Below are 26,719 nucleotides of genomic sequence, written 5' to 3'. Positions count from 1 at the left end.
CTTCTCAGGCGGCGAGCGCTTGGCGAATGGCCTCGGCGAGATCGCCGGCGGCGAACTTCGCCACATAGCCGGTCGCCCCCGCGTTCTTGACGTGCGCTTCGTTGGCCGTGCCGGTCAGCGAGGAGTGGATGATGACGGGGATGTCGCGCAGCCGGTCGTCGGCTTTGATCTGGCGCGTCAACATGAAGCCGTCCATCTCGGGCATCTCGAGGTCGGTCAGCACGAGCGCGACTTTATCGCGGGCCCGCACGCCTTCCTTTTGCGCATCGGCGGCGATTTTTGTGAGCGTATCCCAGGCCTCTTGGCCAGTCTTCGTGATGATGTATTCGGCGCCGAGCGCGGACAGGCTTTGCTCGATGAGCTTGCGGGCAAACCCGGAGTCGTCGGCCGCTAGAATTTTCGCGCCGCCGCTTATCTTGACCGAGGTTCCGACATCGGCCTTTTCGACGCTTGGATGTTGTGCCGGGAACACGTCGCGCAGCACCTGCTCGACGTCCACCACTTGCGCTAGACGCGAATCGCCGGTGTTGCCGTCGATACGCGCAATGCTCGTCACGGAGTTCCCGCCGGCCGATCCCTCGGCCGAGAGCACCTGGTTCCACTCCAAGCGGACGATATCGTCGACTTCCTCCACGGCAAACGCTTGCGTCGAGCGGGCGAACTCGGTCACCAGCAAGATGTTCAGGCCGCGCGTGGGTTGGCAGCCCATGAGCTTCGGCAGGTCGATGACGGGGATGATTTGCCCGCGGATGTCCACGGCGCCGATCATGTGCTCCGACGCGCCCGCGATCGGTGTGATCGCCGGCATCGTCATGATTTCGCGGACCTTGAAGACATTGATGCCGTACAACTCGTGCGAGTCGTCGTTTCCGGGGGCGGCACCGAGCCGAAACAGCAAAAGCTCGAACTTGTTCGAACTCGTCAGGTTGGTGCGTTCGTCGATCGAGTGATGATCAGCGGCCATCGAAATATTCCTCTTGGGTTGCGCCTGGGCGTCGCGGTTGCACCCGGGAGCGAGCGGGTGTCGCTGCCGATGCTCGGGCTATACCGCTGATAACGGCGCGCCGCCGGGAAAATTGATACGAGTTGGCGTTTCTCCTAAGAAAACTGTTAAGTTCGTCGAACCATCTGACGTTATAGGGCATGAGGGGCCTATCGTGCGACGGATGGGTCTGACTACAATCGCCACGTCGGCTTTCGACCCCAACGACGCGCCTTTACATTCCATGATCGATGCTCAAGCGCTTGGCCTGCCGCAGATAGAGAGCGCCTTCCAGCCCGTGTTGTCGCTGGCCCACGGCGCCGCCGTCGGGTACGAGGCGCTGCTGCGCGCGAAGCATGGCGGCATGCCATGTTCGCCGGACGAGGCGTTCGCCCTGGTGCGGCGGGCCGGACGCTACGGCGAGTACGAGCGCGCGTGCACGCTGCATCACGTGCGACGATTCATGCGATTCGCGGATGAAGACAGTGCCCTGTTCCTGAACCTCCATCCCGACGTCTTGGCCGATCCGATCCACGGGCCTGCGCTTGCCGACGACTTGCTCGAAAGCGGGGTCACGCCGGGGCGAGTGGTCATCGAGGTGCTGGAGGCGAGACAGGATACGCCGCAGGCCCTCGTCGACGCCGTGGATCGCCTGCGGGGCTATGGCTTTCTGATCGCGCTGGACGATTTCGGCGCGGGGCTCACGAATTTGGGCCGGGTCTGGGATCTGCGGCCCGATGTGGTCAAGCTCGATCGCGAATTGATCTGTAAGGCGGTGTCCAGCTATCGAAATGCGCGCAGCTTGCTGCGCCTCGTCGATTTATTGCATGACATCGGTACCTTCATCGTGGTCGAGGGAATCGAAACCGAGGAGCAAGCGAGGCTCAGTAGGGACTGCGATGCCGATTTCGTGCAGGGCTACTATTTCGGCAGGCCGACGATCGAGGTCGACGCGGGCGTGCCGCTGACCGCAGTGCCGATGTTGGACCTGGATGCGCAGCTCATGGATGCGCGCAAGCTGCGTCGGGTGGGCGACTTGGACGAGTTGGCGCCGTATCGCCGCGCATTCGGGCAGTTCCGCGATGCCTGGTGTCGGGGTGAGGGGATCGAACGGGCGGCGCGGCATTTTCTCGAGTGCGAATGGGCGCTGCGCGTGTTCGTGCTCGACGATACGGGCAGGCAGGTGGGCGAGAACATCGAATCGGACCGGCACGACCCGTGGCGCCGGGCGACCTTCCCTTTGTTGGCGCGCAGCGCCGGGGCGAACTGGTCGAAGCGTACGTACTTTCGCGATGCGCTCGTTCGACCGGGCGAGACGATCGTCAGCGAGCCTTACATGTCGTCGAGTTCGAAGAACCTTTGCGTGACGTTGTCCGTGCTCGTGCAGGTGGGCGGGCAGGGGTTCGTGCTCGGGGCCGATATCTTGTTCGAGGGGTTGTGCCGGACGTTGGCGTGAGCGTGTAGCGGCAGGACCGCATCGGCGAGATCGAACGATTCCGACGCCGAACGTGTTGCTGCCGGAGCGCCGCGCTCCGTGTCGGGCATCGATCGGCGTGCGAACGGCACTGCGTGCCGTATTGCCGATTGCATCAGCGCAAATCTGGGCGATGAATCCCCATTCGTATAAACGAATGAGGGGTTTCCGTAGGTGAAGGAACGGCATTGTGATCGATTTCAATCTAAGACGATGAGATTGATGTCTGCATTTCATAATGCATAGAGATTATGAGATGGCCGGGTGAAGACGGCTAAGCGAAAATGACGATAAAAAAAGTCGCGCGGGTGCCGCTGCCTTATGGTATGAGGCTTTCCGCGGTGTGGCCAATCCTTGATTCTGCCGTTGCCTGAAAATCGAATCGATCCCGTCTCGAAATAGGGCTTATTGACGGATCTGGGTATCGTGTCGCGGCTTTGCAACGTGCTGCGAAGCTTTGGCGTCGTGTGGGTAAGCTAGGTTAATCAACCAGTGTGATTGTGGCGAATGAACGGGGATCGTTTCACGAGACTCCGGTGGCGTCATTCGTCCTTCCAGCCCGCACAACGGAGTGCCCGTATGTCGTCGATTCTGCCTACACAGGCTTACGAGTTAAAGCTGGCGCCGCATCCGGCGCCGATGTCCGTCCTCAGGTTCGCGGGCAGGGATGCCGTCAGCGAACTGTACCGGTACGACATCGAATTTACGAGCCCGGTCGCCGGCATTCCGATGAGCCAAGTCATCGGCCGGCCCGCGAGATTCGTCGTCTCGCCGGTGGACCCGGATATGGGGTATCTGCGCAAAATGTTCGGGGAGAACGCCGAACAGTTCAGCAAGATGCCGCCAGCTTATACGATCCACGGCGTCATCACGGAGTTCGACGAGTTCGCAACGTCGGCTGACCAGACGCACTACCGCGTCCGGCTCGAGCCGAAGCTCGCCGATCTAAACCGGGGCGTGACGAGCCGGCTGTTCCAGATGCAGTCGGTCGAGGAAATCGTGACCAGCACGCTGCGACATTTCGGATACCAGGCAGGCGTCGATTTCGCGTTCAAACTGCGCCATGCCTACAAACGGCACGAGTATGTGACGCAGTACCACGAGACCACCTTCGCCTTCATCCAGCGTCTTTGCGCGCAAGAGGGGATCTGGTTTCGCTGGGAGCAAAAGAAGCATCGATCGGTGATCGTGTTCGGCGATGACCTGGACGCATACGCGCGCAAGCAGCGCACGGTGCCGTACCGGCGCGATTCGGGCCTCGACAGTGCCGGTATGGACGCGATCAAAACGCTCGAGAAGCGGACGCGGCGTGTGCCGAAGGCCGTGCGGCTTCACGACTACAACCACCGCGAGGCGAGCGTATCGCTGCTGGTCGAGGAAAACGCCGCCCGCGCCGACAAGACGACGGACGGGATCGACTACCGTTGGGGCGAGCACTACGCGTCGATCGACGAAGGCAAGCGCATCGCCCGTTTGCGCCACGAGCAGTATCTGGCGAATCAAATCGTCTTTAAAGGAACCGGCAACCCGTTCTGGCTCGAGGCGGGCGAAGTCATGCGGGTGGACCCGACCCAGACCGATGCGAAACACGGGATCTTTATCACGTCGGTCGAATCGAGCGGGAGCCGAGCCCAGGCGTATTGGCTGAGCTTCGAGGGAATTGCGTCGGACCGGGTCTGGCGCCCATCGATGGCTGCGACCCCGCGACCGACCATCGACGGCATCTTACCGGCGCGCGTGACGTCGCCGGGTAACTATAAATATGCCTATCTGACAGAGCAGGGGTGGTACGTCATCAAGCTGCCGTTCGATCTGGACACATGGAGTCCAGGCGGCACGAGCCGACCGGTACGGTTTGCAAAGCCCTATAGCGGCAGGCACTACGGCCATCACTTCCCACTGATCGACGGGGCGGAAGTCGCCGTTGTCTTTACCGATGGGCATCCCGATCGGCCCGTCATTATCGGGGCGATGCACGACGAGCAGCATCCGGATCTCATCAACAACCTGAGTCACACGCGCAACATCATTCGTACGGCGGCGCGCAACGAAATGCGGATGGAGGACAAGGAGAATGTCGAGCATATTCACCTGACGACGCCTTATCAGACCAGCGAGCTGAACCTCGGGCATATGGTCGATCCGCAACGCAAGGCGCGTGGACAGGGGGCGGAGCTGCGCACCGACGGGCACCTGGCGGCACGCGGGCCGCGCGGCATGCTGCTGACCGCGGAAGCTCAGATCGGCGCATCCGGCGATCAACTCGAGATGAACGGCGCCAAAGCACAGTTGGAGCGGGCGATCGAGCGCATGGAGTCGCTGACGGCGGCTGTGGAGGCGGCGGAAGCCACCGTCGCCGAGTTGAAGCACCAGAAGGCGCTCTATGCCGACGCGCTGGACGGCCTCAAGCGCGCGGCAATTCTCGTGAGCGCGCCGTCCGGGATCGGGCTGACCTCAGGCGAACATTTGCACCTCAATGCCGATCGGAATCTCATTGCGACTGCCGGCGGCAACTTCGACGTCGGAACCATGCGCAATTTCACGGTCGCGGCGGCCCGCCAGGTTTCGCTGTTTGCGCAGGCGCAGGGGATGAGGCTGATCGCCGCGAAGCAAGACGTGACCGTTCAAGCGCGCACCGGTGCGATGGCGCTGGCGGCATCGAAAGACCTGCATTTGAGCAGCGTCGACGGATCGATCGTGGCCGCTTCCCGCGGTGCACTGGCGCTGACGTGCGCAGGGGCCTATCTCAAGATGGAAGGGGGCAACATCGAGATGGGGTGTCCCGGCAACATCGTGCTCAAAGGTGGGCAGTTTCAATGGCGCGGCGCGAACAGCTTGTCCGTTCCCTTACCGGCGATGCCGATCGGAACGTGCAAGGAGTGTCTGCTGGATGCGCTGCGCGGCGTGGAAGCAATGACGGAGGTGGCGTGATGGCCGGCTCTGTCGGGATGGCGAAGATGTCGAGCGTCGAGTCTGCTTGGGAGCAGTGGCGCGAGCGCTTGCTGTCGAGGTTCGAGGTTTCCTGCGAAGACGAACCGCGGGCAGGGCTATACGTTCTTGTCGATTCTCGCGCGCGACCTGGCCTGGACAAGCTTTTGCCCGAGGTGCCGAGCCTTGGCTGGGTCTCGCTTTGGCGGGAATCGGTGCTGGAGTCCTATACGGACATCGCGCCGTATCTGATTCAGATCGATCGGCTTGCATTTAACAATCCGCGCGACTTGCAGAGCCGGCTCGTTCGACGCCTTTGGAGAGAAGGACGCGAACAGCACATGCTCACGTGGCTCTGGTCGCCGTTGGCGCTCGAAGCGTTGAGTTCGCATTTTGGGCGCTACAGCCGATACGCGACACCGGACAAGCGTGCATTCATGTTGCACTTCTACGATAACCGCATCCTGGAGCGATTGCGCGCGGTGTGGACCGAGGAGGAGGCGGCTTCATTTCTTTCGCCTTGCGCGGAGATTTGGTATCGCGAGCGAGATTTCGAAGAAGCGGTCTGGAAAAATCCTGGCCGTCCTGTGGCTTGCGCGATTGATAACGAGCAGATGCTTTCGGACGATCAGCATAAGAAGCTGCTGTGGCTGGGGCGGGCCGATAAGTTGGCGATGCAGTTGCGCGAGATGTACGGCTCGGTGCTCGATGGGGAGTCGGACGTATCGCTGTTACGGCGTATATCGGAGCAGCTCGAGCGCGCAGCGCGGTACCGCATTAAGTGCGATGACGATCTGTTGAACTACGTGTCGAAAGGGATCGTCATCGCGACGCGGTTCGATGAGCATCCTGTCATGCAGGAGCGGCTAAGAGGCGCGATGCGAGCCGACACGACTTACCGCGAGGCATTGAGCGAGATCGATGGCGAGGTGCTGAGCCAGGCGTCCCAGATGAACGACGTGCCGGATTCGAAAGGGGGGCGGCATGATGTTCGCGGCTAAAAGGGTCCTCGTTTTTGCGTCGATTGCGTTGGTACTCGCGGGCTGCGATGCTTTTTCTTCGGAGCCGGTTTATCGCGGGATTAGCGTGTCCGGAATGAACTACATGCCGTTCAATCTGAGTCGCTTCACGATTCGGGACAAGTATGGCAACACTGCGGGTGGGGGAGGTGACCTACCGCCGGGGTCGGGCGCGGGTAGTGTGAGTTGTTGCTACACACTGAAGGGTACGGAGTTTACGGTTAACTGGGACGATTATGATGCTGACGAAGCCCAGAAAGCGATCATTGCTCATAAGCCTATCGAGAAGGTTCGTAAAGTCGCGCAGGTGCATTTTCCAGCGACGGAAATATCCAGTGAGCCGGGAGCCGTGATGCTAGCGGTGCACTTCTATCCTGACGATCATGTCGAATTCGAATTTCGGGACGATCTGAGTGGTAGTCGGATTGACTACGCAGAGGTGGACTATTGGTTTCAATCCACGTACGGAAATGCGGCCAATCCTGATGATCTTGATGAGTTTGCTGCATTTAGGAGGACAACACGGGTCGCGGCGCAGGGTTGGCGAAAACACCGGCTAACGGATTCGGTCGACTTGGAACAGTACGTCTACTACACGTTGCTCGTGAACCCTAGGTTCGATGAACATCCGGCTGTGCAACGCATTCTCTGGGAAACGGTGGGAAGGTCCGGTGCGTTTGGTGAGGCCATGCAGAAGTTGCCAAAAGCCGTTGTTCGGGAAATCAAAACCAATCGTTTTGACTCTCTACGAACAGGAGCCGAACCCGGCTAGCAAGGCTCGGCGTCGCGCGTCCGATCGGGTCGATCGGGGGGGGGGCGATGTCAGTGTCTTCCCGTGTCCAATAATTTTCCAATTCGGATGGTGCTAGGCAATGATGCTGAAGATTCAACGATGGTTCATATTAGTAGCCACCGCGGTTGCGGTGATGGGATGCGATTCGTTCGCGTCGGAGCCGGTTTATCGCGGGATTAGCGTCTCGGGGATGAACTACATGCCGTTCAATCTGAGTCGTTTTACGATTCGGGACAAGTATGGCAACACAGCGGGTGGAGGAGGCGATCTACCGCCAGGGTCGGGCGAAGGTAGCGTGAGTTGTTGCTACACGTTGAAGGGGACAGAGTTCACAGTCGATTGGGAGGTTTACGACATCGACGAGATCACGGACATCTACGCACCGCTGCGAAAAATCCATAAAACAGCGAAAGTGTACTTCCCAGAGGAAAAGATACCAGGCGGCGCCGGGGAGGTAATGCTAGCGGCGCACTTTTATCCTGACGATCACGTCGAATTTGAATTTCGGGAGGATCTGAGTGGTAGTCGAATTGACTATGCAGAGGTGGACTATTGGTTTCAATCCACGTATGGAAATGCGGCCAATCCTGATGATCTTGACGAGTTTGCTGCATTTAGGAGGACAACACGAGTCGCGGCGCAAGGGTGGCGAAAACACCGGCTAACGGATTCCGTCGACCTCGAACAATACGTCTACTACACGTTGCTGGTGAACCCTAGGTTCGATGAGCATCCGGCCGTGCAACGCATTCTCCGCGAAGCAGTGGGAAAGGCTGGTGCGTTTGGTGAGGCCATGCAGAAGTTGCCCGATGTCGTTTTTCGGGAAATCAAGTCCAATCATTTTGACTCTGCACGCAATGGAGCTGAACGTGGCTGAACCGACTCAACTCGATTCCGCCGACCGGACACCCCGATGGGTGTTGGCGGCACTCGGCGAGAAGCGAAATGCGTACAGAAGCGACGCCTGTATTCCTTGTGGCGCAGTCGTACATATTGGCTTCTTCTTCGACGGTTTTGGTCGTCATCGCGATCATGACGATCCTGCTACATCGCGATACTCCAATGTCTGTCGGCTCTGGGAAGCTCATCGCGACAACAAAGACAAGCGTCGAGGAAAAGTTCCCAATCAATTCTGGTATCGCTTCTACTACTCCGGCCTTGGCACTGAACTGAACAAGGATGCCCGAGAAGGATTGGTCACATCCGCACTCGCCAAGGTCGCCAGCGAAAGCACAACGATCGCCGAGGAAAAGGGTATCGACATCGGAAAGAAGGTGACCGGTGTCGACCGTCTTTCGATCGACCCGGAGGGCGCTCTGATGGATGGCGCTAAGCAGAGTCTCGAAGAGTTTTCCTATCGTCCTTTGGTCGAATCCTTTACCGACCTGGTCGACCAGATAAAGGCGGCACCGGGCAACATAGGCCGTGTCCTGAAGATGACCGTCAACGGACGCTTAGTGCGCCGCGGACGGGCCGCGGTGCGCGCGATTCTCTACGACGCTAAGCAAAACCCGTTTACAGCGGGATGGAGCGCCGCGAAGGAAGTATTCAGCGGCTTGGGCCTGGATTCGATCCCATGGTGCCGAGACAACCGCGCGGTAGCGCGACTGTTCGGAACGGGTGTCGAAGTTCGCCTGGCCGCGGCCAAGAAGCAGTTCGAAAAGGCGATCGAAGACACGAAGCTGAAGGTGCCCAAGATCCAGCGCATTCAGGTCTCGATCTTCGGAGCCGACCGCGGTGGCGTACTCGCTCGAGCACTGGCGAACGAACTAACTGAAACATACCAACAGGAGGATAGCGAGGCGCTTGCGTTCGTCGACCCGAAGGATCCCAACGGCAAGCCCGTGAAGATCGAAATCAAGTTCCTTGGGTTGTTCGACGCGGTGTCGTCGTTGATGGAAGAAAACAAGCTGCTCGACATCGTGCCGGTTCTCAACTTGATCAAGGCGAACTACGGGGATCAGATGCTTGGCGTGCCCGAGTCGGTTGGTCATTGCGTCCATTTTGCGGCCGCGCACGAGCTTCGCTTTTACCAGCGGCTCGACAGTCTGGAGCAGACACGCGGCATTCAGTATCTTTATCCGGGGACCAGCGAGGACATTACGGGAGGCGCACCGGCCGGAAGACTGGGCGTCCGCGCCGAGCTGCAGCGCGTCGTTTTGCGCGACATGCTGTACGAGGCGCTATCGCACGGGGTAGTCGTCGATGGGATGGAAGATCAATTCAAGTACAAGCCCGAAACCTTTGAAAAATTCTCCCTATCCCATCCGCTCCCCGCGGGCAAAACCACCTATAAGATCGGCGAATTGATCGACGCGTATCGCGAGATCGTCCCTCGCACCCCCGGCTTGAATTTCCGCGCGCATATGGAGGTCTTGCTGCGATGGATTGCCGTGCGATATCGCTCGCCGGAATTCCGCTCGGCCCTCGCCACCCGCTCCGCGGCGCTGGAAGCCAAGCACCGTGCGCGGCTAAAGGAGATGAAGGAGGCCGAAGCGGCCTACCTAGAGGTCAGGAACCGGAAACCTCCGGCGGATAGCGCGACGCACGACCGAGCCCTGGTTCGTTGGCAGAACTCGATTTTGCCGGAGATGGAGGCCGGTCGCGCCGCGGGCATCGAGAAGCACCGCCCCTCGGAAGGCGTCTGGGAGCGCATCGAGCGCGAGGCGCAGGCGATGACGAAGCGCGAGTCCTACGAAGCGGGTTTGCGCGAGTCCGCCGACAACATGCGGCGCAAAGCAAAGGGCAACGATATGCCGTGGGGGGCCGATCCGCGGCTGGCCGCCGAGTTGATGGAGGCAGCGGCGATGTCGCCCGACCAGGAAGCGCTGCTGCAAGCGTGGAAGATGGGCTTGAGCGGTTCCCATCCGCTTCCTCCGAAGGTGATGGCGCTATTCGATTTGCTGGTTCACGACACGATGCTCACGAGCTGGCACGACCACCTCCTCTCGTCGAGCCTGTACTTCCGGACGCGAGCGACGGATGCGTTCGGCGTGACCGAGACCGGCAAGGACGATTGAACGATGGCCCTCGATTTCGCCTCGCTTCCGCCGGCACGACCGGTGCCCGATACGCCACCGTCTCGATTCGTTTGGACGGTAGCGTTCTTTATCCTGATGCTAGTCGGCATCCTTGCGGTGCTCCTGCTCTGGCCGGCGGACGAACCAACCCATACGGCGTGGTTCTGGACGTGCGTCGCCGTCTTTCCCATCGGGATCGCCGGATTCGTCGTCTCGCGCGTTTTTCGCGTCTACGAAGCGCGCCGTCTCGAAGCGATCGCTTGGAATACCGCGTCCCAGCGATATGCCGAGCAAGCGTTCGCGAAGGAAAGCGTTCCGCTGCGAATCCTCGGTGCGGCAATGCGAGTGACGGAAGACGACGCCGATAGCGACATCGAGCGCATCGTCGGAAAGCGCATCGAACTCGAGCCGAAGGCGTCCACTCATGAGGCCGACGCCTCGACCTCCGCACGGTGGTTTCAGCCGCTGGAGGCGCGCCTAGCCGCGGACGATGCCGAGCGTCACACGCTGATTCTCGAATGGCTTTACGACAAGCTATTGCTCGATCTGAAAGCGTCGTTGGCTGCGCCGCAGATCGAGGCTCGGCTTCATGTCTTGCTCGATATCAGCGGTTATGTCGGAGAAGCGGATCCGGTCGAACTTTGGCGGGTGCAATGGCGCAACCATCGGTTGAGAGAGACGCACGCTGAACGTGTCTGCGCGTCGCGCGATCTGTTCATCGTCGACGGCTGGCTCGACGGCGAGAAGGGGGCGCCTCGGCTGGATCGCTCGGTCGTGTTGCTCGTGTCCGTATCGTTAAGCGCCGTGCTGGATGCCGACCCGCGTGACGGTACTGCGGAGGCCGGTGTCGGTCTGCTCGTGACATTGCCCGCGCTTGCCGATCGACACGAGTTGCGCGCGATTGCCTCGCTGCACCGTCCGTTGCATTCCGCCAACGCGGAGCTGAACCATGCGCTGACGTATGCCCTGAGGTGGGGGCAAACCGAATTCCATGCACTGGGGGACGCCTGGCTCACCGGGTTCGACGCGCAAACGATCGGGGCGCTGCGCGTCGGGTTGAACCAGGTCGAGCGCGGCGAGCCGCGCAAGACGCCTATCGGCGAATTCGACCTCGACCGAACGATCGGGCGGGCCGGCAGTTCGTCCGGGTGGCTAGCTGCGACGTGCGCCGCGCTTCGCGCCGAGCAAACCGCAACACCCCAACTCGTCGCGCAACGCTGCGACGAATCGACTGTCGTTGCCGTCGTGGCGAGCGGCGATTGCGAACTGGATGGGACACGTACTTCAGTATGAACAGGACATTCAAACTCGATCTTTTCGGTACGCTCGTTTGCGTCATTCTTCCAGGCTTGGTCATCTGGTTACGGCCCCATTGGGTGGGGATCGCCGATGCCCATCGGGGACCGGCGATCGCCGGCCTGTGTGTCGTCTTCGTCGTCCTGTTTTTGGCATTCAGTCTCAGCGATTCACTGCATCCCACGTTCGCGTGGCTGGCCGTCCAACGATGGGTGCGCAACCGTACGACGGGGAATCGCTCCGCCACAGCGGGACAGTTGGACCACGCTCGGTCGCGGGCAGCAGCCCTTAAGCAATCGCTCGCCGACCGCCACGGCTGGCGCTGGCGCTATCGTGATCGATGGCTAGTTGTCGCGGGCGATGAGGCGTTGGTCAGACGCCTCGCTCCTGGGCTCGCCGATAAGGGGTTTCTTGTTACCGGCAGCACGGTCCTCCTGTACGCGAAGCAAACCAACGATGCGCTCGAGTGGGAATGGCTCGATCAGATCCGGCGTTTGCGCCGTCGTTGCCCGGTCGATGCGATCGCGGCGATAACGCTTCGCCGGAGCGCCCCAGGCAAACCATTCGACGCCGACGATCTCGTCCAACGCCTCGCACGCCACGCGCGCGCTCTGCGCTGGGCCGCTCCCGCGTATCTGCTCAACGTCACGGATTTCGATAGCGAGACATCGAGTCCCGACGAGTCTATCGGTTTCACGTGGTCGAACGCACGCACGGAGCCGGAGGAAATCGACGCGTCGTTGCAAAGCCTGATCGAGAACCTGGCGGATGCCGGTGTCGTACGTTTGACGAAGGATGCTTTCGACCGCTATCCGGCCGAACTTTCGCACCATATCGAGTCGCACCAAAGCGCGCTGTCGACCCTAGTGCGGCAAACTGCCCGGTCGCACGCGTGGCGCCACGCGGTTCACGGTCTTCTGTTCGCGCCGCTGTTCGACGATCGCGAACTGGCGCCGCCGGCAGTCGTGCAGGCGAATGAGGACGTACCGGCGCACGTCGTTCGACACCGAGCGATCTGGGAAACCATCGCTGGACACAGCCGCACCATTCGAGGCCGTCGCTTCGGCCTTTCGCTATCGACTTCCGCGGCATGGCTGACAGCGGGCCTGGCCGGTTGCTGGATCGGCGGCATGGTGCTGTCGGGATCTGCCAATCGCGCGACAGCGCAGCGCGCAGCCGACACCGTCGCACAACTATCCCAACTATCGGCCACGGGGGATCCTACCCAGGCTCTGCGAGTGCTCGACGAGTTCGACCGCCAACTGGACACGCTTGAAATTCATCAGCGCGACGGTGCGCCGTGGACGGTTCGATTCGGCCTCAACCGTGACGGCGAACTGCTCGACGCGTTATGGCCAAGTTACGCCGACGCCGCGAACCGGATCCTTGTCGCGCCGTTCCGGCGCGAGCTAGAGGCGCGCCTGCGACGGCTCGCCGCCTTGTCGGACGCAGAGATCGCCAGCGGCGGCGCGGCGCAGGTCCAAGCCATGTACGACACGCTGAAGGCTTACTTGATGCTGTCGAGGCCGGACCGCTCGGAGGCCGCATTTCTGACCTCCCACTGGGTCGCCTCCGCCGCACCGGTTCGTCCGGCGAACGCGTCGCTATCGGCCGGCACGTGGAAGGACCTGCGCGAACATGCCATTGCCTTCTTCTCGGATCACCTGAGTCGGGGCGTTTTGCCCGCCATGACGGCGGACGCCGGCCTCGTCGCCTCGGCGCGCCAGACCGTGATTAGTGTCCGGGGTATTCAAAACTCGACCGATGCGCTCTACCAGGACATCCTCGAGGACGCGAAGTTGAAGTATCCCCCGGTCTCGCTCGCGACGTTGCTCGGCGACACCACGAGCCGTGGTCTGTTCAATACCACAGCGACCGTGCCCGGCGTCTTCACGCACGCCGCCTGGGACGAGCGGATTTCGAAAGCGATCGACGAAGCGAGCGAACAGCGAAACGTCGCGGGAGACTGGGTGCTGTCCGAGGCGCCGCAGGCATCGAACGGTACGGCGTCTTCGTCGGACCCGCTTCCAGGGCCGAGTGCAGCGAGCGATCCGACGCGTTCGACGCTGAAGGCCGACCTACGCCGTCGTTACTTCGCCGATTACGCGCGGGCCTGGGCAGTGTTTCTCAACAGCCTGCGCTGGCAGCCGGCACCGACGTTGTCGGCCACCGCCGACCAACTGGCGCTGCTGGGGGATCCTCAGCGCTCGCCGCTTGTGGCCTTGATGCGCGTCGTTGCCTATCAAGCGAGCACCGGCGCGAATCTGCATTCGCTCGCCGACAATTTAATCAACAAGGCGCAGCAACTCGTTGGAGCAAACGAAAAGGATCCGTCGAAGCAAACGCAGCCCCAGCCTGCGCCGCTTGCCGACGCATTCGGTCCAATTTTGCGCCTGACTGGGAGCGATCTGGTATCGGGTGCACTTGCCAGCGCCAAGGCCACCGCGCAACCGACCGTCACCGGCGACCTGAGTTTGGCACGGTACCTCGAGCGGACGACGGCGATGCGCCTGAAGGTGTCGCAGATCGTGTCGAGCGCCGACCCCGATGCGCGGGCGCGTTTGGTCGCACAGGCGGTATTGCAGGGGAAGACGTCCGATCTCGCCGATAGTCGCGACTATGCCAGCCGGCTCGCCGCGAGCCTAGGCGAGCAGTGGGCCGGACTTGGCGCGGTGTTTCGGGCGCCGTTCGAACAGACCTGGGGCGTCGTCGTCCAGCCCGCTGCGTCGAGCTTGAACGAGATCTGGCGCGGGCGCATCGTGGCGGACTGGAACGAACGCTTCGGCGGCCGCTACCCATTCGCCGATTCCGACAACGACGCCTCGCTGCCCGATATGGCGCGCTTCATGCAGCCGGACAACGGGGTGATTGCGCAATTCGTGACGACGCAGCTCGCCGGCGTGGTCGAACGGCAGGGCGACCGATGGGTGGCGGCGCAAGGCGCGGACGATGGCGCGCTGACGATCGATCCGGCGTTCCTCGCCGGATTGAACACGCTGAGCGAGATCGCGACTGTGCTCTTTCCATTCGGGGATGCGCGGATTCGATACGAACTCCAGGCGGTACCGATACCCGGTGTCACCGAAATGAAACTCGTATCGTCCGGGCGCGAACTTCACTACTTCAACCAGAAGCAGGAGTGGATGCCGTTCGAGTGGCCCGGACAATCGTTGGAGAACCGATCGCGCATCGAATGGCAGACGGCCCAAGGCGGCTTGCGCACGGCACTAGATTCGCAAGGCCAATTCGGCCTGATCCGCCTGCTGGAGCAAGCCACAGTCTCGCAACAGGACCGCTCGCGTTATCTGGTGTCCTTCACACCGGATACCAGCCAAGACGCGACGCTCAAGGTGCAGCTGCGTAGCGCGGCAGGCGCGGGGCCGCTCGATGTGCTGCGGCTCAGGCACTTCACGCTGCCGCCTCGGATTTTTATAACGGGTGAGGCGAAAGCAGGGCGGAAGCGCTCCGATACCGGTCCGCCGCCGTTGCCCGCATCGGCGATCGAGGCGGCCGCGCATGCCGCGACGCCTTTGCCGCCGGGCATGCTGACGCCGGCCGAGTAACGCTGCGCCTCGCGCTCACCCCCGCCGCGCCAAACAAACCCGCGCCGCCTCCCGTTCGGCGGGCGTCAAAGCCGCGTCGAACTCGAATTGCCCGGCGATCAGCGTAGCGACGCATGCGCCGTCGCGCAAGGCGATGCGATTGCCGACTAGCGCCGGTACCTTCTCGCCGGGCAGCACGGTGCCGACGATATTGAGCGGATCGGCGGCGCTCACGGAAACGAATTGCCCATCCGGCTCGCGCTTGCGCACCTCACGCAGCAAGGCGAGCGCTTCGGGCTGCGCGAATTGCTCGCCCGATAACCCATTCACGAACCGGCCGCCGCGAATCAGCCCTCTCGCCTCCATCCGGTGAAATACGTGAAGCAGTTCGCGCCAGCGGGGCAGCCAAGCCGCCTCTCGCTCGAGCAATTGCCAAAACACGATGCCATAGCGGCGCAGCAAAGCCATCGCCACGTGTTCGATCGCATCGGGGGGCAGCGCATCCGAACCGGCGCGCGATAACGGCGTGCCATTCGTTGGTGCGGTCGGCGCGCGCTCCGTCTGTTGCGCCGCCGGCCGATCGGGCAGGCCGGGCCGCCGCAGCAATGCCCAGCGCCCCGCGTCCTGCATGCCGCCAATCCATGCGCCGCGATGGACGCCTCGCCGCGTCGAACCCCGTGCCCCGCGTTGACGCGCTACGGTCGGGGCGATGAGGGCGCGCAGCCCTGCGAAACTATCGGCATTGACGAGCCCCGCCGCGACAAGTTCGCCCAGCGCGGCCTCCACTTCGAGCGGCAACGCATGGGCTACGCCGAGCAATTCGTCGAAGAACATGGCGCCGTGCCGCGACAGCGCATCGAACAACACCGACGCACGCGGCGAAAGCGTGGCGGTGTCGGGCACCTCGGGCCGATCCGCCCGCCGATCGGCCAGTGCGTGCCAAACGGGCAAGGCGCGCCGAGGCAACAGGACGATCGGCGTCGTGCGAACCGGCGAGCTGGCGCTCTTGCCATCGGCGGCAAAGCGGGCCCAAACGAACCTGCCCGAGCGGCACAGTTCATCGAGCGCGATGCCCGTGTAATCGCGCAGCCGTGCGGGCAAAATCTCTTCTTCCCAAGCCGCGGCCGCCGCATCGAAGCCTTCGAGTTGCTCGAGCGTAGCCGCGAGCGCGTCGCGTCCCATCCCGCGGACGCTCGGTGCAAGACGCTGCCACTCGATCAAGAAACGGACGAAGTCGGCCCGCTCGACAGGCTCGATTTCGCGCCGCAGGCGTTTGATCGTGTATCGATGGATACGGGCGAGAAGGTGTCGCTCGCACCATTCGTCCTGCGTGGCGCCAGGACTGAATCGCCCGCGCATCGCATAGCCCTGGCTCTCCAGCGACACGAGTGCCGCCGCGACATCCGATGCGGGCAACGCAAGCGACCGCGCAATCGTCGGCACCGGCTCGGGGCCCAGCCCCGACAGCCGCGCGCGCAGGACCTCGACAAGCGCGGCTTCGGCGGAGTAGTCCTCGTCGAAGCCCTTCGGCGGGGTCAACCTCGGCGCGTAGGCCGCATCGGGATAGACGGCGCGCAGACAAGTCAATCGTTCGACGGGCAGCCACAGGGCTTCGTCCTGCGCCACCTGCATGCGCGTCGCACGGCCCGAACTCGCCAGCGATTCGAGCCATGGCAGCCAATGCTCGCGCGTCCGCGCTTCCGTTTCGTCGATGCAGGCCAGCGCGATCAAGGCCTCGTGCATCTCGTCGACATTGCGTGCTTGCGGCCAAGCCTCGTCGCGCACCGCCGCAATCGCATCGGCATCGAGCGCGCCGAGATCCGACGCATCCTCGGGATCGGTCCAGCGACGCGACAGCACCGCCTGCGTGCGGCGCTCTTCGAGCGGCGCGTCGTCGAGAAAGGCGTACGGCCGTGCATTGAGGATTTCGGCGGCGAGCGGCGAGGGCGCGGGCAGCTCCCGCGTCACGAGTTCGACCTCCCCGCGTTCCATCCGCCGCAGCAAGGCAAGCCATCCTTCGCAGTCCATCGCTTCGTGCAGGCAATCGTCGACCGTTTGATCGACGAGCGGATGCCGCGGCAACTCGCGTTCGCCGACGATGTTCTCGAGGCACGCCACTTGATCGGGGAAGACGGCCGCGAGCAAGTCTTCGCTTTTCATGCGCTGCAATTGCGGCGGTGTCTTGCGCCCGCCCGTGAAGCGCGGCAATGCGAGCGAGGTGACTGCGTTCCAGCGCCACCGTACGTTAAAGAGCGGCGCGTCCAGCAACGCTTGGATCAAGACATGTTCGGCACTCGCCGAACGCACAAAGCGCCATACCTCGTCGAGCGCAAAGCTGTGGCTACCGGTGAGCGATAGAACGATCGCATCCTCGGTCGCGGCCGCCTGCAATTCGAAGTTGAACGTTCGGCAAAACCGCTTTCTAAGCGCGAGGCCCCAAGCGCGGTTTACGCGGCTGCCGAACGGCGCATGAATCACGAGTTGCGTGCCGCCCGATTCGTCGAAGAACCGCTCCATCACGAGCGTGCGTTGCGTGGGCAAGACGGACAGCGCCGCTCGCGCACGAGCGAGATAGTCGACGATCTGGCGCGCCGCGCTTTCGTCGATGATCAGCTCCTGCATCAAGGCGGCGACAGCGCGCGTTTGGATCGCGGAAGGGCTTTCGTCGGCCGAGGCCGACGTTTGACCGGGTGTGCCGAGCAAAGCATCGACACGCGCTCGCAGTCTCGCTACCGCGGCCGAGAGTTCGTCGCTGCGGCCCGGCGCCTCGCCCAGCCAGAACGGAATGTTCGGCGCTTGTCCCGCGGCGTCGACGACGCGCACGCGGCCCGGTTCGACGCGCACGATCTTGTACGACGTATTGCCGAGTTGAAAGACGTCGCCCGCTAGGCTTTCGACGGCGAAATCCTCGTTGACGGTACCGATGTTCAAGCCCTGCGGCTCGAGCAGCACGGCGTAATCGGCGTTGTCGGGAATCGTCCCGCCCGAGGTCACCGCCGTCATCTTCCCGCCCCGCCTTGCGCGCAGCGTCCCCGCGACGATGTCGCGGTGCAGGTAAGCGCCGCGCGGGCCGTGACGGCTCGTGTAGCCTTCGGCGAGCATCCGCAAGACAGCGTCGTATTGTTCGCGCGTGAGTTCGGCATAGGGGGCGGCGCGCTTGACGCAAGCGAAGAGGGCGTCCTCGCCCCATTCTTCGCACGCCACCTCGGCCACGATCTGCTGGGCGAGCACGTCGAGCGGCGCGCGCGGCAGCGCGAGCGCGTCGAGTTCGCCGCGCCTCACGCAATCGATCAGTGCCGCGCATTCGATCAGATCGTCGCGCGAGGTCGGAAATAAGCGCCCCTTCGGCATGCCGCCCACTTGGTGGCCCGAGCGCCCGACGCGCTGCAGAAACGGTGCGATCGCTCGCGGCGAACCGAGTTGGCACACCAAATCGACATCGCCGATGTCGATCCCAAGTTCGAGCGAAGCCGTCGCGATCAACACACGCAGCGTCCCGCCTTTGAGGCGTTGCTCCGCATCGAGCCGGTGCGCTTTGGACATGCTGCCGTGGTGCGCGGCGACCGCATCCTTGCCGAGCCGATCCGTCAAATGGCGTGCGGCACGCTCGGCCATGCGTCGCGTATTGACGAAGATGAGCGTGGTGGCGTGCAGGCTCGCGAGTTCGGCCAGGCGATCGTAGACGCGCTCCCACACTTCGTTCGCCATGACCGCTTCGAGCGGTACGGGCGGCAGTTCCAAGGCGAGATCGCGCGCGCGTTGATGGCCCACGTCGACAATCGCGCATCGTGCCGCTTCATGGGTGCCGACGAGAAAGCGCGCGACCGCTTCGATCGGTTTTTGCGTGGCGGACAGCCCGATGCGCGGCAGGCGGCGTTTGCACAGCGCGTCGAGCCGTTCGAGCGATAGGGCCAAGTGCGCGCCTCGCTTGCTGCCCACCATCGCATGGATTTCGTCGACGATGACCGTGCGCGTCGTCGCCAACATGCGGCGGCCCGAATCGGAGGAGAGCAGGACATAGAGCGATTCGGGCGTCGTCACGAGCACGTGCGCCGGGCGCCGTTTGAGCGCATTGCGTTCCGTCGGCGTGGTGTCGCCTGTCCGCACGGCGGTGCGGATGTCGATGCGCGGTAAGCCTAACCGCTCGAGCTGATCGCCGATGCCGGCCAACGGCCGATCGAGATTGGCGTGGATGTCGTTGGAAAGCGCTTTGAGCGGCGAGACGTAGACGACGAGCGTTTCGTCGGGCAATGCGCCGCCGTGGGTGAGGCCGTCGCGCACGAGTTCGTCGAGCGCCCAGAGGAAAGCCGTCAGCGTTTTGCCCGATCCCGTGGGCGCCGCCACGAGCGTCGATTCGCCGGCGCGAATATGCGGCCAAGCGCGCGTTTGTGCGTCGGTCGGCGCGACGAAGGCCGATTCGAACCATGCGGTGACGGCGGGATGGAACGAGGCGAGCGCGCTAGCGTTCGAGGGAGCGTTCATGTCGTCGATATGAGGATGGGACATCGCGTTCTCAAGTTCGCTCGTTCGGCCCGCGCATCGTTTCGGCTCGCCTTGCCTCGCGGCACGTCGCCTCGCAAGCGCTAGCGCTCGAGCGGAAACATGTCGCGGCTCGCCGCATACGTCGACAAATAGACGAGCGGCGCGACGACGAGCAACGCCACGCCGAGCGTCAAGACGCAGGCCACCATCAAACCCGCGACGATAAGGCCGTACACGAGCGCGGCCGATCCGTTGCGCCAGGTTGCCGCGAAGCTCGCGCGCAGCGCGTCGGCGGGCGTGGCGCCGTTCAGCACGATCAATGCGGGCGCGAGCCACAGCGCCATCGTGCCGATCACCGCGGCCGTCAAATAGATTGCGCCCGCGATCAGCGCGACGACGGAGTGGCTATTGCCCGCTCCGCCGAACGCAAGGAGTTGCAGCGCGCTCAACGCCCGATCGCCGGTCAGATCGCAGACGATGGCGATCAGTAAGCCGAACACGGCGGCGGCGAACAGCGGCTGGAAATTCGTGCGGATACCGCGCACCACATCGGCCAGCCCGGCGGTGCCCGTCGTACGGCAACGTTCTATGGCGCAGATCATGCCGCCTGTCCAAAGGACGGTGAAGACAGCGGTCAGATCGCTCGCATAGGGCAGTTCGTAAAGGACGGCTGTCAAGAGCAGATCGATCACGCCAAGCAGAACCCAGGTGGCCGGGCGCAGTTGGAACAGCGTCCAACCTTCTGCGATCCATTGCGAACCTTGACGGGCGGCGACCGCGCGCATATGCATGTAATAGCGCTCCCAATTGAAAGGAAGGAAAGAAAACGAAAGGCCAGCATCCGGCCAGCCGGCCATTATCGCGCGGTTGTTCGGCCCGGGCTGGGAACCGGTGCGCCAAGGCGCGCGGGGGGCGATCGCCCCCGGCTCCCATTTGCCAGACCGAAATCGTACGCGATGGCCGAGCCGGGGTGCGCGACGGCGTCCTGGCGCGAACGGTCGCAGCGGATATCGATAGTATCGGCAGGCGTTCGCGGCCATCGCCGGGTACGCGCCTTGCTGGCAACCGCGAGATTTAAACGGTACCGGGCGATGACCATTCATATCGGCATATCGGGCTGGCGCTACGCACCCTGGCGCGGCGTGTTTTATCCGAAGGGCTTGGCGCAGGCACGCGAACTCGAATACGCTTCGCGCGCCGTCGATACGATCGAAATCAACGGCTCGCACTACGCGCTGCAAACGATCGGCAGCTACCGGTCGTGGTATGCAGCGACGCCCGAGCGTTTCGTCTTCAGCGTGAAAGGGCCGCGCTATCTGACGCACATGTTGCGCTTTCGTGACGAAAGCGCGGGACCGGCGATCGCGAACTTTTTCGCTTCGGGGGTGTTGGCGCTCGAGGAAAAACTCGGCCCGTTTCTCTGGCAATTCCCGCCAAACTTCCCGTTCGATGCGACGCGGCTCGAACGATTTTTGTCGTTGCTGCCTCGAACGACAGACGATGCGATAGCGTTGGCGCGCAGGCACGACGCACGCGTCAAAGCACCGTGGTTCGACGCGAAGCGCCGCGGGCGATTGCGTCATGCCGTGGAAGTGCGCCACGCGAGTTTTTGCGTGGGCGCGTTTGCCGAGCTCTTGCGCCGCCACCAGGCGTCGCTCGTGATCTCCGATTCCGTGGCCGGGTGGCCGTATTTCGAAGAAGTGACGACCGATTTTGTTCATATGCGCTTGCATGGCACCGAAACGCGCTATAGCGGCGCTTATGCGGAACCTGCGCTCGATCGATGGGCCGAACGCATTCGGGCGTGGTCGGTCGGCGAGGAGCCCGCGGATGCGAAGCATGTGTCCGCGACACTTCCCAAGCGGGCGCCACGCGACGTATTTTGTTATTTCGACAACGACCAAAAGGTGGAGGCGCCGTTCGACGCGCGACGGCTCATGGAGCGGCTTGGCGTCGGCGCGGGCGCATTGCCTACCGCGGAGCCCAACCGGAACCGGCCGCGGCGGGCGGCGCGCCGCCGTGCAGCGGCGCGCAAAACCCCTTAAAGTGGTGCGCTCGGAGCGTGGCGAGACGCGTATCGCGATGACAGCCCGCCTTGCCCGCTGGCCTCTTTCTACCGATAGGAGCGACCCGATGACCCTCGTCGTATCTGAATTGCAGCGCGCTTACGAGGACGTTCGGCGGCATAGCTTCGCGCTAGCGGAGCCGTTGTCGGCCGAGGACCAAGGCGTGCAGTCGATGCCGGATGCGAGCCCGACGAAATGGCATCTGGCCCATACGACGTGGTTCTTCGAGACGATTGTCCTGAAGCCGCATCTGCCCGGGTACCGCGCATTCGACGAGCGTTATGCCTATCTCTTCAATTCGTACTACGAAGCATTGGGGCCGCGCCACGCCCGCCCGCAGCGGGGATTGCTGACGCGGCCGTCGCTGCAAGAGGTGCACGCCTATCGGCGTCATGTCGACCTGTCGATGGCGAAGCTTTTCGGCGAGTTGCCTCCCGAGAAGCTGGCCGGCATCGAGCCGCTGATTACGCTTGGCTTACATCACGAGCAACAGCACCAAGAGCTGATCGTCACGGATATCGTCCATGCGCTGTCGTGCAACCCGCTTCAGCCCGCGTACCGGCCGGACGCAAGCGAGGCCGTACCGAGCCGCAAACGTGCGCCCCCGCTCGAATGGCTGCGTCAGGAAGGCGGCGTCGTGCAAATCGGGCATGACGGTCGCGGCTTCGCGTTCGACAACGAGGGGCCACGACATGACTTTCTTCTAAGGCCCTACGAGATCGCGAACCGATTGGTCACGTGTGCCGAATACGCTGCGTTCATCGCCGACCAAGGCTACGAGCGCCCCGAGCTTTGGCTCTCGGACGGCTGGGCCACCGTTCGGCGCGAAGGATGGTCGGCGCCGATCTACTGGGTCCGTTCCGAAGACGGCCAAGGGGCGGCGCACGAGTGGGGGAACTGGCGCGTGTTCGGCGTGTCGGGGCTACAGGCGCTCGATCCCGACGCACCGGTGTCGAACCTCAGCTTTTACGAGGCGGCGGCCTATGCCGAATGGGCGGGGGCCCGGCTGCCGACCGAATTCGAATGGGAGGCGGCGTTCGACGCGCCCGGCATCGAGCAGATGACGGGGCATGGCTGGCAATGGACGCGTTCGTCGTATGACCCTTACCCGGGGTTTCGCCCATTGGCCGGCGTAGCGGCCGAATACAACGGCAAGTTCATGGTGGGGCAGCAAGTGCTGCGCGGCGGCAGTATCGCAACGCCGGCGGGGCATACGCGTCGCACGTATCGCAACTTTTTCCCGCCGGCGGCTCGCTGGCAATTCACGGGAGTTCGCCTTGTACGAGACAACTGACGCAGCGGCGCTGACGGGCGCGCCTCCACGACACGTCCGCGCCGATGCCGATACGCACGACGATTTCCGTCGCGATCTCCTCGCCGGATTGTCGAAGAGCCCGCGCAGCATTGCACCGAAATACTTCTACGACGCACAAGGCTCGGCCTTGTTCGATCGCATTTGCGACTTACCGGAGTACTATCCGACTCGTACGGAGCGGCGCATCCTCGAGTTGCACGGCCGAGAAATGGCCGAAGTGGTCGGGCCGCAAGCGGACCTGGTCGAATTCGGCGCGGGCTCGCTGGAAAAGATTCGCATTCTGTTGCGTTCGTTCGACGCGCGAGCGCTGCCGCGCCGGTATTTTCCGATCGACATCTCGGCCTCGCATTTGGAAGAGGCCTCGCGTCGTCTTCACGCGGAATGTCCGTGGCTGCAGGTCCGTCCGATCGCGGCCGATTACATGAACGAAGCGCAGCTGTCGGGGCTGGATGCATCGACGGGCCGGCGGGTCGGTTTTTTCCCGGGTTCGACGATCGGCAATTTCGACCGCGACGAAGCGATGGCCTTTTTACGGCTGGCTGCTCGTCTGCTGGAGGGCGGCGGCTTGCTCGTCGGCGTCGATCTCGTCAAAGACCCGCAAACGCTGCATCGCGCTTATAACGACGCGCAAGGCGTGACGGCGGCGTTCAATTTGAATTTGCTGCGACGGGCCAATGCGGAGCTATCGGCCGATTTCGATGTGCGCCAATTCGCGCACTATGCGTTTTACGATCCGCGCCGGTGCCGGATCGAAATGCATTTGCTGAGCCGATGTGCGCAGACGGTTCATGTGGCGGGGCGCGATTTCAGCTTCGCGCAAGGAGAAAGCCTTCATACGGAGAACTCTCACAAGTTCACGATAGAAGGCTTTCGTAAGCTGGCCGCTTCCGCGGGTTTTCGGCCGGGGCCCGTCTGGACCGACGAAGCAAGCTTGTTCAGCGTGCATTGGCTCGAAAGTCCGGCGGGCGGGGCGGGCGCGTCATAGTACCTGGCGCGCCTCACCGGTTCGGGGCGAATTAGTCGTCGTCCCTGCCCCAGCCGTGATGCTCGCGCCACGCGTGCTCGCGCCACTCGTGTTCGCGCCATTCGTGCTCGCGCCACTCGCGACGGCGCCATTCGCGCTCGCGCCATCCGTCGTCGCCGTTCCAGTAGCCGACGGCGACGGGCGGCGGCGCGTAGGCAACCTGCGGTTCCACATAGACGGGCGCAGCCGGAATACCGATGCCGACGGCCAAGTCGACATGCGCCGACGCTGCCTTGGACATCGCGAGCGCCGCGATACCGACACCGATCGCTGCAGCGAAGATCTTCTTGTTCATGATAGTGACTCCTTGCGCCTTGCTTGCGCTCGTTCTCTGGGGAAGACGAGCCCAGTGTAGGGGCGCGGTCGCGATACATGTGAAAGTGGCGTGCGAGATTGGTAACGCCGTATTACGTGCAAATGCACGGACGTGGCGTCGCTGGACGCGCCCGCCGCGGGTAGGCAGTTCTGGCGAATGACATTCGATTTCCGGTCTGATAGATTCCGCATCGAACTCGATCCGGAGGGTATGTGAAGATCAGAACGGTCTACCTGAAAGTCGGCAATATGGGCGAAGCCGCGTCGTTTTGGCAGCAAGTGCTCGAACGTGCGCCGCACCGTCAATCGGAGAAGTGGACGGAATTCGCCGTGGGAGAGGTGCGCCTCGGGCTACTGCTCAACGATTTCGGCGACCCGTTCGACGGCAGCAGCGCGGTGCCGGTTTTCGAGTTCGAGAAAACCGCGCTACTCACCTTTCTCGACCGGGCGAAAGCGAGCGGGGCGATGGTCGTCGTCGACGGTCTCGACGATGAGAACATGAAGAGCATCGTCTTGCGCAGCCCTGATGGGCACGAATTCGAATTGTGCACCTGCCACGCGTAGCGGGCGGCGAGCCTGGGGGCGGGTCGTCCCGATCCGGCTGCGTAAAATGTCGATCTGTTACGGTAATAGACGGCCGATAGAAAACGCCGAATAGACGACATATGAACGAGCAAGCGTTGCCTTCGCTGACCGACGCGGCCCGATACGATGCGGCCGTTTCTCTCTATGAGAGCGGCCAACTAGCCGACGCGCTCGCGACGCTCGAGCCGCTGCTGGCAGCGAGCGAGGCCACGCGCGCCACTCGCGCGCAGGCATTGAATCTGGCCGCGGCCTGCGCTATGCGGCTGGAGCGCAAAGCCGATGCGCAGCGATATTGGCAAGGGGCGATCGAGGCCGACCCGCGATTCGCTCAGGCGCTTTACAACCTGGGCGTATTGCTGCATGGCCTCGAACGGTGGGCGCAGGCGGAGCGATGTTACCGGCAGGCGTTGGCCCTACGCTCCGGCTATCTCGACGCCCACCACAACCTGTGTGCGCTGCTGAAGGCTTGCGACCGTTTCGCCGATGCGGAGCAAGCCTGCCGGCAAGCGCTGTCGGCGCTTCCCGATCACCCGGTCCAGCTGCACGACCTCGGCACCGTACTCGTCGAACTCGGTCGCCTGACCGAAGCGGAAGCGGCCTATAGGAAGGCGCTAGCCATCGATCCGACCTACGCGGACGCCCATTGCAAACTGGGCGCGTTGTTGCTGAGCCAAGGCGGTTTCAAGGAAGGCTGGGCACGCTTCGAGGCGCGTTACGATGCGCGGCTCACCGATCGTACGGCGTTTCCGCCGAACGTGTCGTACCCGCAATGGCGCGGCGAGCCGCTGCAGGGCAAGGCGGTGCTCGTTTGGCAAGAGCAGGGTTTCGGCGACATGATTCAATTCGGCCGATACCTCGCTTCGCTCAAGGCGCTAGGGGCGGCATGGATCACCTTGGCCTGCGCACCGGCGCTGCATCGCTTGTTCAAGACGCTCGCCATGATCGACGCGGTGGTCGACGCCGATGCCGAGCTTGCCCGCGCCCCTCACGATTATTGGACGTTGCCGCTCAGCATTGCCCATTGCCTCGGCACCACGCTCGACTCGATTGCTCCGGCCGTTTATCTGAAGCCCGATCCCGCGCTCGTCGACACGTGGCGGCATAAGCTCGCCGGGCTCTCCAGATTCAAAGTGGGCCTCGTATGGAAAGGCCACGCCGGCCACGGTAACGATCGCCATCGATCGCTGCCGTCGCTCGAAACGCTGAGGCCGTTACTGAACGTGCCGGGTATCGGCTTCGTCAGCCTGCAGAAGGGGCAGGCCGAAGCCGAAGCGCGTGCGATCGCGGCAGGGCCGGCGATATTCGATGCGGGACCCGACATCGCGGATTTCGCCGATAGCGCGGCGTTGATCGCCCAGCTCGATCTGGTCGTTTGCGTCGACACGGCCGTGGCCCACCTTGCCGGTTCGCTCGGCAAGCCGTGCTGGGTGATGCTGCCCACAATCGGGCTCGATTGGCGTTGGGTGCGCGGGCGGACCGATTCGCCCTGGTATCCCGCGACGATGCGCTTGTATCGGCAAGCGCATCCCGGCGAGTGGGCGAGCGTTGTCGAACGAATCGCCAGCGATTGTTTAGAAAAGTCGACGGGGCGCGGTTAGTTCGCGGTTGCCAACGCCTGCCGCAACAGCGCGTCGATCAGCCCATTCATGCCTTCGGGATGGGCGGCGGCGCGCTCCTTCAACTGCGCGACCAGTTCCGCATCGAGCTTGCAGGCGAACGGCACGAGGCCTTTCGCCTGGTCGAGCTTGCGTTGTTCGCGGCGATTGGCCGGCGCTTGCTCGGCGCCTTTGCCGAACCGTTCCGACTGCGATTGCTTCAAGGATTGAGTCAGTTTTAGCGCCTTGTTCTTTTCAAGGTCGAATTTCTTCATTGCCATGG

Annotated in this window: 18 protein-coding genes; 13 read left to right on the top strand and 5 right to left on the bottom strand. The window is 63.0% G+C overall.

All coding sequences use genetic code 11. The features are described from left to right. Positions 1-4: 4 nt before the first annotated feature. The gene (locus ACTHN9_RS26970; RefSeq protein ID WP_440539883.1) at positions 5-964 is read right to left on the bottom strand and encodes a chemotaxis protein CheV; all 960 of its coding nucleotides are present in this window, start codon (positions 962-964) and stop codon (positions 5-7) included. Between the two features lie 262 nt (positions 965-1,226). Between ACTHN9_RS26970 and ACTHN9_RS26965 the strand changes: the two genes are divergently transcribed. The 8 genes from ACTHN9_RS26965 (at position 1,227) to ACTHN9_RS26930 (ending at position 15,075) form a co-directional block, all read left to right on the top strand. Then, positions 1,227-2,438, top strand: a complete 1,212-nt coding sequence (locus tag ACTHN9_RS26965; RefSeq protein ID WP_440539882.1) for a sensor domain-containing phosphodiesterase — start codon at positions 1,227-1,229, stop codon at positions 2,436-2,438. 597 nt (positions 2,439-3,035) lie between these two features. After that, positions 3,036-5,387 (top strand): type VI secretion system Vgr family protein, encoded by a 2,352-nt coding sequence (locus ACTHN9_RS26960; protein ID WP_440539881.1) that lies wholly within the window; start codon positions 3,036-3,038, stop codon positions 5,385-5,387. Continuing rightward, positions 5,387-6,385, top strand: coding sequence for a DUF4123 domain-containing protein (locus ACTHN9_RS26955; RefSeq protein ID WP_440539880.1), 999 nt, complete (start codon positions 5,387-5,389; stop codon positions 6,383-6,385). Before ACTHN9_RS26960 ends, ACTHN9_RS26955 begins: the two co-directional genes overlap by 1 nt. Then, positions 6,369-7,175 (top strand): hypothetical protein, encoded by an 807-nt coding sequence (locus tag ACTHN9_RS26950; RefSeq protein ID WP_440539879.1) that lies wholly within the window; start codon positions 6,369-6,371, stop codon positions 7,173-7,175. The genes ACTHN9_RS26955 and ACTHN9_RS26950 overlap by 17 nt, the downstream gene beginning before the upstream one ends. 100 nt (positions 7,176-7,275) lie before the next feature. Then, a complete protein-coding gene (locus ACTHN9_RS26945) occupies positions 7,276-8,073 on the top strand; it encodes a hypothetical protein (RefSeq protein ID WP_440539878.1) in 798 nt (265 codons plus the stop codon). After that, positions 7,973-10,216, top strand: coding sequence for a hypothetical protein (locus tag ACTHN9_RS26940; RefSeq protein ID WP_440539877.1), 2,244 nt, complete (start codon positions 7,973-7,975; stop codon positions 10,214-10,216). Before ACTHN9_RS26945 ends, ACTHN9_RS26940 begins: the two co-directional genes overlap by 101 nt. Positions 10,217-10,219: 3 nt before the next feature. Beyond that, the gene (locus ACTHN9_RS26935; RefSeq protein ID WP_440539876.1) at positions 10,220-11,509 is read left to right on the top strand and encodes a hypothetical protein; all 1,290 of its coding nucleotides are present in this window, start codon (positions 10,220-10,222) and stop codon (positions 11,507-11,509) included. Continuing rightward, entirely contained in the window at positions 11,506-15,075 is a 3,570-nt protein-coding gene (locus tag ACTHN9_RS26930; RefSeq protein ID WP_440539875.1) for an ImcF-related family protein, read from the top strand. Before ACTHN9_RS26935 ends, ACTHN9_RS26930 begins: the two co-directional genes overlap by 4 nt. Positions 15,076-15,090: 15 nt before the next feature. Here ACTHN9_RS26930 and ACTHN9_RS26925 read toward each other — a convergent pair whose 3' ends face one another. Continuing rightward, on the bottom strand, positions 15,091-19,560 hold the full coding sequence (locus ACTHN9_RS26925; protein ID WP_440539874.1) for a DEAD/DEAH box helicase: 4,470 nt from the start codon (positions 19,558-19,560) through the stop codon (positions 15,091-15,093). Positions 19,561-19,637: 77 nt separating this feature from the next. Then, entirely contained in the window at positions 19,638-20,327 is a 690-nt protein-coding gene (locus ACTHN9_RS26920) for a BPSS1780 family membrane protein (RefSeq protein WP_440539873.1), read from the bottom strand. A gap of 300 nt (positions 20,328-20,627) precedes the next feature. On the opposite strand from ACTHN9_RS26920, the gene ACTHN9_RS26915 reads away from it, so the two are divergent. From ACTHN9_RS26915 to egtD, 3 genes are all read left to right on the top strand, one after another. Beyond that, complete coding sequence (locus ACTHN9_RS26915) at positions 20,628-21,581, top strand: DUF72 domain-containing protein (RefSeq protein ID WP_440539872.1); 954 nt, start codon at positions 20,628-20,630, stop codon at positions 21,579-21,581. An 88-nt stretch (positions 21,582-21,669) separates the two neighbouring features. After that, positions 21,670-22,896: an ergothioneine biosynthesis protein EgtB gene (gene egtB, locus ACTHN9_RS26910; RefSeq protein ID WP_440539871.1), complete on the top strand. Its 1,227-nt coding sequence runs from the start codon at positions 21,670-21,672 to the stop codon at positions 22,894-22,896. Next, a complete protein-coding gene (egtD, locus tag ACTHN9_RS26905) occupies positions 22,880-23,902 on the top strand; it encodes an L-histidine N(alpha)-methyltransferase (RefSeq protein ID WP_440539870.1) in 1,023 nt (340 codons plus the stop codon). Before egtB ends, egtD begins: the two co-directional genes overlap by 17 nt. Positions 23,903-23,933: 31 nt before the next feature. Here the strand turns inward: egtD and ACTHN9_RS26900 are convergent, their stop codons facing one another. After that, positions 23,934-24,236, bottom strand: coding sequence for a hypothetical protein (locus ACTHN9_RS26900; protein ID WP_440539869.1), 303 nt, complete (start codon positions 24,234-24,236; stop codon positions 23,934-23,936). A gap of 233 nt (positions 24,237-24,469) precedes the next feature. Between ACTHN9_RS26900 and ACTHN9_RS26895 the strand changes: the two genes are divergently transcribed. Both ACTHN9_RS26895 and ACTHN9_RS26890 read left to right on the top strand, forming a co-directional pair. Continuing rightward, complete coding sequence (locus tag ACTHN9_RS26895) at positions 24,470-24,820, top strand: VOC family protein (RefSeq protein WP_440539868.1); 351 nt, start codon at positions 24,470-24,472, stop codon at positions 24,818-24,820. 101 nt (positions 24,821-24,921) lie between these two features. Next, positions 24,922-26,439, top strand: coding sequence for a tetratricopeptide repeat protein (locus ACTHN9_RS26890; RefSeq protein ID WP_440539867.1), 1,518 nt, complete (start codon positions 24,922-24,924; stop codon positions 26,437-26,439). On the opposite strand, the gene ACTHN9_RS26885 is transcribed toward ACTHN9_RS26890, so the two are convergent. Further along, positions 26,436-26,717, bottom strand: a complete 282-nt coding sequence (locus tag ACTHN9_RS26885; RefSeq protein ID WP_440539866.1) for a hypothetical protein — start codon at positions 26,715-26,717, stop codon at positions 26,436-26,438. The two genes, ACTHN9_RS26890 and ACTHN9_RS26885, sit on opposite strands and share 4 nt — an antisense overlap. Positions 26,718-26,719 lie beyond the last annotated feature (2 nt).

It is taken from the genome of Trinickia sp. (genome assembly GCF_051953405.1).
Taxonomy (GTDB): Bacteria; Pseudomonadota; Gammaproteobacteria; order Burkholderiales; family Burkholderiaceae; genus Trinickia.
Note: the sequence above shows the minus strand (reverse complement) of the source record. Positions and strands in the feature narration are given on the sequence as shown.

Excerpts from the sequence above, each read along its gene's own strand:
- egtB (WP_440539871.1), top strand. The coding sequence starts at position 21,670 with ATGACCCTCGTCGTATCTGAATTGCAGCGCGCTTACGAGGACGTTCGG.
- ACTHN9_RS26930 (WP_440539875.1), top strand. The coding sequence starts at position 11,506 with ATGAACAGGACATTCAAACTCGATCTTTTCGGTACGCTCGTTTGCGTC.
- ACTHN9_RS26885 (WP_440539866.1), bottom strand. The coding sequence starts at position 26,717 with ATGGCAATGAAGAAATTCGACCTTGAAAAGAACAAGGCGCTAAAACTG.
- ACTHN9_RS26965 (WP_440539882.1), top strand. The coding sequence starts at position 1,227 with ATGATCGATGCTCAAGCGCTTGGCCTGCCGCAGATAGAGAGCGCCTTC.
- ACTHN9_RS26925 (WP_440539874.1), bottom strand. The coding sequence starts at position 19,560 with ATGTCCCATCCTCATATCGACGACATGAACGCTCCCTCGAACGCTAGC.
- ACTHN9_RS26915 (WP_440539872.1), top strand. The coding sequence starts at position 20,628 with ATGACCATTCATATCGGCATATCGGGCTGGCGCTACGCACCCTGGCGC.
- ACTHN9_RS26935 (WP_440539876.1), top strand. The coding sequence starts at position 10,220 with ATGGCCCTCGATTTCGCCTCGCTTCCGCCGGCACGACCGGTGCCCGAT.
- ACTHN9_RS26955 (WP_440539880.1), top strand. The coding sequence starts at position 5,387 with ATGGCCGGCTCTGTCGGGATGGCGAAGATGTCGAGCGTCGAGTCTGCT.
- ACTHN9_RS26945 (WP_440539878.1), top strand. The coding sequence starts at position 7,276 with ATGATGCTGAAGATTCAACGATGGTTCATATTAGTAGCCACCGCGGTT.
- ACTHN9_RS26890 (WP_440539867.1), top strand. The coding sequence starts at position 24,922 with ATGAACGAGCAAGCGTTGCCTTCGCTGACCGACGCGGCCCGATACGAT.
- ACTHN9_RS26960 (WP_440539881.1), top strand. The coding sequence starts at position 3,036 with ATGTCGTCGATTCTGCCTACACAGGCTTACGAGTTAAAGCTGGCGCCG.
- ACTHN9_RS26970 (WP_440539883.1), bottom strand. The coding sequence starts at position 964 with ATGGCCGCTGATCATCACTCGATCGACGAACGCACCAACCTGACGAGT.
- ACTHN9_RS26950 (WP_440539879.1), top strand. The coding sequence starts at position 6,369 with ATGATGTTCGCGGCTAAAAGGGTCCTCGTTTTTGCGTCGATTGCGTTG.
- ACTHN9_RS26900 (WP_440539869.1), bottom strand. The coding sequence starts at position 24,236 with ATGAACAAGAAGATCTTCGCTGCAGCGATCGGTGTCGGTATCGCGGCG.
- ACTHN9_RS26920 (WP_440539873.1), bottom strand. The coding sequence starts at position 20,327 with ATGCATATGCGCGCGGTCGCCGCCCGTCAAGGTTCGCAATGGATCGCA.